The following is an 8785-nucleotide window of genomic DNA, read 5'->3' as shown; positions in this document are numbered from 1 at the left end:
GGTCTGTAGGGTAGTTTGGCCACGTGTTACTGAGCTATACGCCACGAATCTAAGTTCGTGCGACTAGCATGGCTAAATCGGACTCCGATAGCAATGGCCTCCGGCAGGATCAACCGGAATGTGCTGACAAAGTCAGCGGCGGAAGTGGTTGCACTCCGTCGGAAGCGTAACCCATCGACTCCTACGTCGATGGTGACTACTGTATGGGTCCGTGGGCTCACATCAGATTCCATCTTGACGGCGGACCGCAGGGGTGGAATCCTCATGGGGTCGAAGGATGCTCGCGTCGAGCAGCCTTCTACGAGCGACCGGTCGCCGCGTCGACGACCGGCCGTGTCGACCCGGGCGGCCCGGGGCGACCTTCGCATCATATCCGATGGGAGGGGTGCATATAAATGACTCGTCTCGAGCCCGCCCTGTGCTGCCACCACATATCCCCCACGTGACGGGGTTACACACTCATTTGAGAAACAACTGAGAAACGTCGTGGAATATAAACCCAAAGACAGCAGGGACCGCATCTAGCTGCCGAGTATTTGAGCGGCGGAAATCCGGGACATCGACCCGCCCCAGCCGAGCGTACGGGCGGGTCGGTACGGTCCGACGCGGAGTTTCGAGAACGGACCGCCGGTCGGTGGTTCGAGGCAGTCGTCGGGCTCACGCCACTCTGAGGCGACGATCGCGTCCAATTTCGAGACGATACGGTCCTGCACGCGCGGGTCGAGCGAGTCGAACTGGTCGGCCGCGCGGGTCGTGAGCTTCCACGTCCACTCGTCATCGGCACTTTCATCTCGGTCCATGATCTCGACGACTGCCTCGCGTGACACCAACTCGTCGTCACTCGCAGTTCGTGTTCGCTGGCGGTGACCTACTTTCACCCCTCGTGAGAGAATGCTGGGCGTTTCACCGCATCTCGTGCGGCGCCCCGATGGAACTCACTCCGGGACCCTGTTCGTTCCAAGTCGGTCAGTGTCTTCGAGGAATCCCTCGCTGAGATGGAGGTTGATTCGGACCATCTCCGGTCCGTCGTCGCCTGCCGCGGTATCCGCGTCGGAGATGGACAGACGCTTTGCAGACGCATATGCCAAAACCTTGCCGCCGAGCGAGACACGGCGAGCGGACTCGCTATGCAGGTGGTACTCACGAAACCGTGTCCGTCACGGAGCGTAACGAATTCACGACGCCTCGATTGCGGCTGTCGTCCTAATGGACGTAACTGGTGTATGGTAGAAGTGGACTCGCCGGGATTTGAACCCGGGGCCTCTTCCTTGCGAAGGAAGCGATCTGCCACTGATCTACGAGCCCGCGTCGTCTGCCACTCGAACGCGGGGTAGTATAAACCCTGCGCGTGAGGGCGAACTTCGATAGCGATTCACACGGTGTGTGGGGTGTGTCCCGGCGTGCGATTCGGGGCGGGTGCCGTACTCGAGGACGACCGGCCGGGTTAGTCCTCGAGGACGATCTCGATGGAGACGTCGTTGGGCACCTGGATGCGCATCAGCTGGCGCAGCGCCCGTTCGTCGGCATCGATGTCGATGAGCCGCTTGTGGACCCGCATCTCCCAGTGTTCCCACGTGGCCGTCCCCTCACCGTCGGGGGACTTCCGGGTGGGAACCTCGAGCGTCTTCGTCGGGAGCGGAACCGGACCGGACAGTTCGACGCCGGTCTTCTCCGCTATCTCCCGCACGTCGGCGCAGATGTCGTCGAGGTCCTCGGGGCTCGTACCCGCGAGCCGAACGCGTGCCTGTTGGGACATGTGTTATCGCTCGTTGACGCTGAGGACCTTCCCAGCGGCGATGGTCTGACCCATGTCGCGGATAGCGAACGAACCGAGCTCCGGAATCTCGGAGGACGGCTCGATGCTGAGCGGCTTCTGGGGTCGGACCGTGACGACTGCGGCGTCGCCGTTCTGGATGAAGTCCGGGTTCTCCTCGGCGACTTCGCCGGAGGACGGGTCGATCTTCTTGTCGATGGACTCGACGGTACAGGCGACCTGTGCGGTGTGGGCGTGGAAGACCGGCGTGTACCCTTCGGTGATGACCGACGGGTGCTGCATCACGACGATCTGGGCCTGGAAGGTCTCTGCGACCGAAGGCGGGTCCTCGGCGGGACCACAGACGTCACCACGACGGATGTCGTCCTTGCCGACGCCACGGACGTTGAACCCGACGTTGTCACCGGGCTCTGCCTTCGGGACTTCCTCGTGGTGCATCTCGACGGTCTTGACCTCGCCGGAGACGTCAGACGGCTGGAAGCTGACGTTGTCGCCGGTGTTGAGGATACCCGTCTCGACACGGCCGACCGGGACCGTACCGATGCCGGAGATGGTGTAGACGTCCTGGATCGGCAGGCGGAGCGGCGCGTCCGTCGGCGGCTCCGGAGCCGGCAGGTTGTTGAGGGCGGTCAGCAGGATGTCGCCGTCGTACCAGTCCGTGTTCTCGGACTCCTCGGCGATGTTGTCGCCTTCGAAAGCCGAAATCGGGATGAACGAGGCGTTCTCCGTGTCGAAGCGGACCTGGTTGAGGAGGTCCTTGACCTCTTCGACGGTCTGCTTGTAGTCGGACTCGCTGTAGTCGACGAGGTCCATCTTGTTGACGGCGACGATGAGTTCGCCGATGCCCAGCGTACGGGCCAGGAAGACGTGTTCCTGAGTCTGCGGCTGAACGCCGTCGTCAGCGGCGACGACGAGCACGGCGTTGTCGGCCTGGCTCGCGCCCGTGATCATGTTCTTCACGAAGTCGCGGTGGCCCGGACAGTCGACGATGGTGAAGTCGTAGGCGTCCGTGCTGAACTCCTGGTGGGCGATGTCGATGGTGACACCACGCTCTCGCTCTTCGGCGAGGTTGTCCATGACGTAGGCGAACTCGAAGCCGCCCTTGCCCTTCTCCTCGGCCTCTTCCTTGTGCTGTTCGATGACGTGCTCCGGTACCGATCCTGTCTCGTAGAGGAGTCGGCCGACGAGCGTGCTCTTACCGTGGTCGACGTGGCCGATGATGGCCAGGTTCTGGTGTTGTTCGTCGCTCATTGTTGATTCTCACGCGCAGGGGCGCTATATCGGAGTCTTTGGCCGGTGGTTCATAAAACGATTTCGAAAGCAATCGCGGGCGAGAACCGCGCTGTCTGGCGATTTGGGACGCGGTGTCACGCAACGGGGCCTGCACCCGGTCTCACCGACCGCCTGTCGTTTGGGCAGTCAGTGCACGTCCGTGAAGACTGCACAGCCCCTGGTTTCGTATCGTCAGTCGCGTATAAAGTTGAGAGTTGCTGCCGGACAGTGTGTGAAAATGCTGACAGAGTCTGGGTAGGAGTACCGGCGCGCCACGAAACCGCGCTTCCTACAGGTCGGGCAGGCGACCCACGTCCGCGAGGACGGCACTCGCCGTCTCGGGGCCACCGGCACCGCGCCCGGAGATGTTGAGTCGGCCGGCGTGTTCGGTCTCTAGCTGGACGATGTTGCGCGTGCCCGTCGGGGCCAGCGGTGCGTTCTCGGGGACGAGTCGCGGGCCGACGCGGACCTCGCCGTCGGCCACTTCGGCGATGAGCCGCACCGTCCGCCCGTCTTCGGCGGCCAGTTCGAGGGCGCTCCCCTCGATGTCCTCGATGCCCTCGACGTCGGCGTCTTCGAGCGTGTACTCGCGGTCGTCGTCCGAGAGGACGTTGGCGACGATGACGCCCTTGAGTGCGGCGTCGGTGCCGTCGACGTCGAAGGTCGGGTCGGCCTCGGCGACGCCGAGGTCCTGGGCCTCCGCCAGCACGTGTTCGTAGCCCAGTCCCTCGGCGCTCATCCGCGAGAGGATGAAGTTCGCCGTGCCGTTGAGGACGCCTCGGACCGCGTTGATGTGTTCGGGGTCGAAGTCGTCGATAGTCGAGAGGACCGGCATCGCACCGCCGACGGTCGCCTCGAACAGCACCGTCCCCGCGCTCTCACGTTCGAGTGCGCGCACGTCCGCGTAACGCTCGGCGACGGGGCCCTTGTTCGCCAGCACGACGTGGCGGTCGCGTTCGAGCGCGGCCTCGACGTGACCGAAGCCGGGTTGGGCGTCGCCCAGCGTCGTCGGCGTCGCCTCGACGAGCACGTCGTAGGCGCCGTCGAGGGCGTCCTCGGGGGTGGCGTCGCCGACGATGCCGTCGGTCGCTTTCCGGTCGATAGCGCCAGCCACGTCGATGCCGTCCGGGTCGACGGCGGCACTCTGGGAGTCCGCGTAGGCCGTGACCGTGTGGCCGTAGCCGGCCGCCAGTTCGGCGACCGAGGAGCCGACCGCACCGGCACCGAGGACGGCGAGTCTCATAGGTCACCTCCGGCCGCGAGCGGTTCGATGACGCGTAAGTCCTTCTCGGCCGCGAGGGCACGGACCGTCTCCATCACGCCGTCGGCGGCGCCCTGTTCGGTCGCCAGTCGGATGCGTGCGCTGGAGGCGTCCTCGGTCCCCTCGGGGGCAGACAGCGAGAGGTCGGTCACCGTGGCGTTCGTCGATTCCTGGATGCGCGAGAGCGTATCCGAGAGGTCCGTGTTGATGAGATGTCCCGAGAGGACGACCGTCAGCGTCTCGCTGTAGCGTTCGGCACCGGCCTGGATGACGTTGATGCCGGCGTCCCGAACGGCGTCGACGATGCCCTCGAATCGCTCGGGGGTCGCCTCTAGGTCGACCTCCACGGGGATGTGCCCGCGGGGCGTGACGTTGCCCCGCTCGTGGAAGATAGAGAGGAGGTTCCCGCCGTTGTTGGCGATGGGTTCGAGCGCCCGCAGCAGCTCGCCCGGTTCGTCGACCAGTTCGAGCCGTAGTGTGTAGGACCGAACCTCGTCGGTCGAGTCGCTCATCGCCCGCTCACCTCCTGTGGAGTAGTACCGCTCATTGTGGGAGACTCAGCAGGGGCACGTATAAGAAACCGTCCGTTTGGTCGGCGGTGTCAGGGCAAGTACCGGTCGTAGAGGTCGTCGATCCACTCGTTGTACTCCTCGCCGCGCGGAGAGCCCCACGGGTTCCGCGAGAAGTAGTAGATGGCCGCAAACAGCGTCGATATCCAGAGCGCTATCGCCGGCGAGACGACTAGCTGCCAGAGGAACGTCGAGGTCCCGGCGACGAGCGCAGCGACGAGGAGATCGACGGCCTGATGGAGTCGGTTCGGCATACCAGTCGGTTGGCCGTGCAGTGGCCTAAACGTAGGGGCCACCGGTGCGTAGGTCACGAGACGCCACCGTTTTGCCGGTGCGCCGTGGGGGGACCCATATGCTCGCCCTCCAGTCGTCACCACCCGCACTCGGACCGCCGCTCGTCGGTACGGTCGTCCTCGCCGTCGCCGGGGCCGCCCTCGGCGCGATGGGGAGCGCCGTCGTCCGCCGCCTCTCGAACCCGGTCGGAAAGTACCCGTTGTTCTACGGTATCGTACTGTTGCCCTTCGCGGTCGTCTCGTACGTCGTCCTCGGCGCACTCGGACTGGGACCTGCCGTCGTCGCGCCGCTGTTCGGGACACAGTCTGGCCCCCTCGTGACGGCAGCGGCCGCCTTCGTCGAGACCGTCGCTGCGGGCGTCGTCGCCGTCGCCGCCTACGCGCCGACGGTCCGCGGTGTTCGAACGGTCAGGGACATCGATCTCACGACACGACGAGCGGTCGCACAGATGCTACGGTACGTCGTCGGTGTGAGCGTGCTTCTCACCGTGTTTTTCACCGCGTTCAGGCACGGCGACTCGGTGCTCGTACTCGTCGCCGGCCTCGCTGCGTTCGTCGTCGTCCTCTACTTCGGCGCACCGTGGTACGTCCCGCTGTTGCGTTCGACGCGCCGTCCCGACGACGAGACGGGCGACCGTCTCGAACGCCTCCGGTCGCGGGCCGGTCTCGACGTCCGCGATACCCGGATACTCGAAACCGGAGACGCGGAGACGGCCAACGCCATCGTCCGCGGACCGCCGGGGTACCGTCGCCTGTTCGTCAGCGACGCGTTCCGCGACGCCTTCGACGACGACACCGCGACAGCCCTGCTCGCGGTACAGGCCGGCCGGGTCGACGCGAACGTCCTCACCCGGTTGCTCGGAACAGTGGTTGCAATGGCGGTATTGCTGCTGTTGAGCCTCGACGGCCCGATGCTTCCGCTGCTGGCTGGCGCTGTCGGGACGCTCCTCTGTGGCCTCTGGTTCACGCGCCGAGGGGTGGACGCCGCCGACGAGTACGCCGCCGAACGGGTCGGTAACGAGACGCTCGCCGTCGCGCTCGAACGCTACGCCTCCTTTCACAGTCTCGAACCGAGTCGACGGCGCATCCCGAACCCGCTGTCGAAGTCACCCACGCTTGGCGACCGAATCGACAGGCTGCGAGAAGACACAGAGGGATAGAAGCGCACCGCGCCGACGGGTTCCGCGGCACTCGATTCGAGATCACCGGGGTCGAACGCCACGCGATCCGGCCGACGTAGTCCGCTCTAGCCGACCGACACCGGTCTCGCGCTCCACGCTTCGTGAGTGTCACTCCCGGGTCTGGATAGTCACTGCCGGAGGCGGGTCTCGAACGTCGCTCGAAGTCGTCCGAGAGAGCGCCGCGTGCCCTCTCAGCGGACAGAAAGAGTGAGTTAGAAGTAGTCGATGGCGGCGGGCAGTTCCGTCTTCATGCCCTTGCGCTCTCGAATCTCGGTGATCTTCTCGGGCTGGAGGTTGTCGGCCATGACCTGGAAGCCGGCGTTCTCCGTGTTCCAGGAGGCACGACCCTCGGTGGCCGAGCGGATGTCAGAGGAGAACCCGATCATCTCGTCGACGGGCGCGACGCCCTCGACGACCATCAGGTCCCCTTCCTGGTACATGTCGTCGACGCGGCCACGGCGACCCTGAATCTCGCCGGAGGCGGCGCCCATGTGTTCGTTGGGCACGTCGATGCGGACCTGCTGAATCGGCTCCAGCAGTTTGATGTCCGCGTCGATGAGGGCGTTGTGGACGGCCTCACGAACGGCCGGGATGACCTGGGCCGGACCGCGGTGGATGGCGTCCTCGTGGAGACGGGCGTCGTGGAGACGCAGGAGGGACCCCTGGACCGGCTCCGCGGCGAGGGGGCCGTCGTCGAGGGCCTCTTCGAGCCCCTCGATGACCAGTTCCATCGTCTCGTTGAGGTGCTGGATACCCTTCGTCTCGTCGAGCAGGATGTTGGTCCCGTGGATGTGCTCGATGTTCTGGGAGTCGTCCTTGTCCATGCCGGCCTCCTGCAGCGCCTCGCGGCGCTCCAGTTCGGGCATGTCCATCGACGCCTCGCCGAGCTTGATGGTCTCGACGATGTCGTCGCTGAGCGGTTCGACGGTGATGTAGAACCGGTTGTGGTTGTTCGGCGAGCGACCCTCGACCTCGCGGGACTCGCTCTGGGGCGCCTCGCGATAGACGACGATCGGTTCCCCGGTGTTGATGGGGATACCCTGGTTGCGCTCGATGCGCTGCCCGATGACCTCGAGGTGGAGTTCGCCCTGCCCGGAGATGAGGTGTTCGCCGGTGTCCTCGTTGATCTCGATCTGGATGGTCGGGTCCTCCTTCGCGACCTGCTGGAGCGTCTGGATGAGCTTCGGCAGGTCGTCCATGTTCTGTGCCTCGACGGACTTCGTGATGACCGGCTCCGAGATGTGTTCGATGGACTCGAAGGGGGTCATCTCGATGGAGGACACCGTGGAGCCGGCGATGGCGTCCTTCAGACCGGTGACGGCGGCGATGTTGCCGGCGGGTACTCGCTCGACTTCCTCGCGCTCGCCACCCATGTAGATGCCGACGCTCTGGATGCGGTTCTTGCCCGCGGTGCCGGAGACGTACAGCTCCTGGCCTTTCTCCAGCGTGCCGGAGAAGACGCGGCCGGCGGCGATCTCGCCGGCGTGGGGGTCGACGCCGATGTCGGTGACCATCAGGACGACCTCGCCGTCCTCGTCGACCAGTCGCATCTGCTCGGCGAGTTCGGACTCGGCGTCGCCACGCCAGATGCGCGGGATACGCATCGGCTGGGCGTCGACGGGGTTCGGGAAGTGTTCACACACCATGTCGAGGACGACGTCCGACAGCGGCGTGCGGTCGTGGAGTTCCTGACGCTTGTCGTTGCGCTCCAGTTCCATGATCTCACCGAAGTCCATCCCGGTGCGCTGCATCGACGGCATCGAGACGCCCCACTTGTAGAGGGCAGACCCGAAGCCGACGGTCCCCTCCTCGACGGAGACGGTCCAGTCCTCGACGTCGTCCATCTCCTCGGTCATCCCGCGGATGAGCTCGTTGACGTCCTGGATGACCGCGAGAAGACGCTGTTGCATCTCTTCGGGACCTTCCTGCAGTTCGGAGATGAGGCGGTCGACCTTGTTGATGAACAGCGTCGGCTTGACGCCCTCGCGGAGTGCCTGCCGGAGCACCGTCTCCGTCTGGGGCATGGCGCCTTCGACGGCGTCTACCACGACGAGCGCGCCGTCGACGGCACGCATCGCACGGGTCACGTCGCCACCGAAGTCGACGTGGCCGGGGGTGTCGATGAGGTTGATGAGGTGGTTCTGGTCCTCGTACTCGTGGGTCATCGAGACGTTCGCGGCGTCGATGGTGATCCCACGTTCCTGCTCGTCTTCCTCCGTGTCCATGGCCAGTTGCTGGCCAGCCGTATCGTCGGAGATCATGCCCGCACCGGCGAGCAGGTTGTCCGTCAGCGTCGTCTTGCCGTGGTCGACGTGAGCGGCGATGGCGATGTTCCGGATGTGCTCCGGGTCGTCCATCAGTGTCTCACATTCTTGAACGATTTTCTTACGTCGGCCCATTATACAGAAGCGTATCCACAGGAGGGTCAAAAGGAT

The 8785-nt window shown here is 65.0% G+C and carries 8 protein-coding genes, 1 tRNA gene and 1 rRNA gene; 1 reads left to right on the top strand and 9 read right to left on the bottom strand.

What is annotated here, in order from left to right; translation table 11 throughout:
- The 8 genes from NDI85_RS17000 to NDI85_RS16965 form a co-directional block, all read right to left on the bottom strand.
- A 16S ribosomal RNA gene (locus tag NDI85_RS17000) occupies positions 1–120 on the bottom strand; the annotation flags it as partial.
- Between the two features lie 401 nt (positions 121–521).
- Entirely contained in the window at positions 522–800 is a 279-nt protein-coding gene (locus NDI85_RS16995; protein WP_396275542.1) for a type II toxin-antitoxin system RelE/ParE family toxin, read from the bottom strand.
- A 433-nt stretch (positions 801–1233) separates the two neighbouring features.
- A tRNA-Ala gene (locus NDI85_RS16990) sits at positions 1234–1305 on the bottom strand.
- A 139-nt stretch (positions 1306–1444) separates the two neighbouring features.
- Entirely contained in the window at positions 1445–1756 is a 312-nt protein-coding gene (gene rpsJ, locus NDI85_RS16985) for a 30S ribosomal protein S10 (RefSeq protein WP_135305362.1), read from the bottom strand.
- A gap of 3 nt (positions 1757–1759) precedes the next feature.
- Positions 1760–3025 carry a translation elongation factor EF-1 subunit alpha gene (gene tuf, locus NDI85_RS16980; RefSeq protein ID WP_310916421.1) on the bottom strand — a complete coding sequence of 422 codons (1266 nt, stop codon included), beginning with the start codon at positions 3023–3025 and terminating at the stop codon, positions 1760–1762.
- A 310-nt stretch (positions 3026–3335) separates the two neighbouring features.
- Positions 3336–4289 carry a homoserine dehydrogenase gene (locus tag NDI85_RS16975; RefSeq protein WP_310916420.1) on the bottom strand — a complete coding sequence of 318 codons (954 nt, stop codon included), beginning with the start codon at positions 4287–4289 and terminating at the stop codon, positions 3336–3338.
- Positions 4286–4819: an amino acid-binding protein gene (locus tag NDI85_RS16970; protein ID WP_188999220.1), complete on the bottom strand. Its 534-nt coding sequence runs from the start codon at positions 4817–4819 to the stop codon at positions 4286–4288. Before NDI85_RS16970 ends, NDI85_RS16975 begins: the two co-directional genes overlap by 4 nt.
- Before the next feature lie 89 nt (positions 4820–4908).
- Entirely contained in the window at positions 4909–5130 is a 222-nt protein-coding gene (locus tag NDI85_RS16965; protein WP_188999223.1) for a hypothetical protein, read from the bottom strand.
- A 98-nt stretch (positions 5131–5228) separates the two neighbouring features.
- Between NDI85_RS16965 and NDI85_RS16960 the strand changes: the two genes are divergently transcribed.
- Positions 5229–6329 (top strand): peptidase, encoded by a 1101-nt coding sequence (locus tag NDI85_RS16960; RefSeq protein WP_310916419.1) that lies wholly within the window; start codon positions 5229–5231, stop codon positions 6327–6329.
- A gap of 233 nt (positions 6330–6562) precedes the next feature.
- Here NDI85_RS16960 and NDI85_RS16955 read toward each other — a convergent pair whose 3' ends face one another.
- Complete coding sequence (locus NDI85_RS16955) at positions 6563–8749, bottom strand: elongation factor EF-2 (RefSeq protein ID WP_188999233.1); 2187 nt, start codon at positions 8747–8749, stop codon at positions 6563–6565.
- Positions 8750–8785: the final 36 nt, after the last annotated feature.

Source organism: Haloarcula sp. S1AR25-4 (genome assembly GCF_031624555.1).
GTDB lineage: Archaea > Halobacteriota > Halobacteria > Halobacteriales > Haloarculaceae > Haloarcula > Haloarcula pellucida.
The sequence above is the reverse complement of the archived record's forward strand: the minus strand, read 5'-3'. Positions and strand labels throughout refer to the sequence as shown.

Bases quoted from the DNA above. Each gene is read 5' to 3' on its own strand.
- NDI85_RS16995 (WP_396275542.1), bottom strand. From the start codon at position 800: ATGGACCGAGATGAAAGTGCCGATGACGAGTGGACGTGGAAGCTCACG.
- rpsJ (WP_135305362.1), bottom strand. From the start codon at position 1,756: ATGTCCCAACAGGCACGCGTTCGGCTCGCGGGTACGAGCCCCGAGGAC.
- tuf (WP_310916421.1), bottom strand. From the start codon at position 3,025: ATGAGCGACGAACAACACCAGAACCTGGCCATCATCGGCCACGTCGAC.
- NDI85_RS16975 (WP_310916420.1), bottom strand. From the start codon at position 4,289: ATGAGACTCGCCGTCCTCGGTGCCGGTGCGGTCGGCTCCTCGGTCGCC.
- NDI85_RS16970 (WP_188999220.1), bottom strand. From the start codon at position 4,819: ATGAGCGACTCGACCGACGAGGTTCGGTCCTACACACTACGGCTCGAA.
- NDI85_RS16965 (WP_188999223.1), bottom strand. From the start codon at position 5,130: ATGCCGAACCGACTCCATCAGGCCGTCGATCTCCTCGTCGCTGCGCTC.
- NDI85_RS16960 (WP_310916419.1), top strand. From the start codon at position 5,229: ATGCTCGCCCTCCAGTCGTCACCACCCGCACTCGGACCGCCGCTCGTC.
- NDI85_RS16955 (WP_188999233.1), bottom strand. From the start codon at position 8,749: ATGGGCCGACGTAAGAAAATCGTTCAAGAATGTGAGACACTGATGGAC.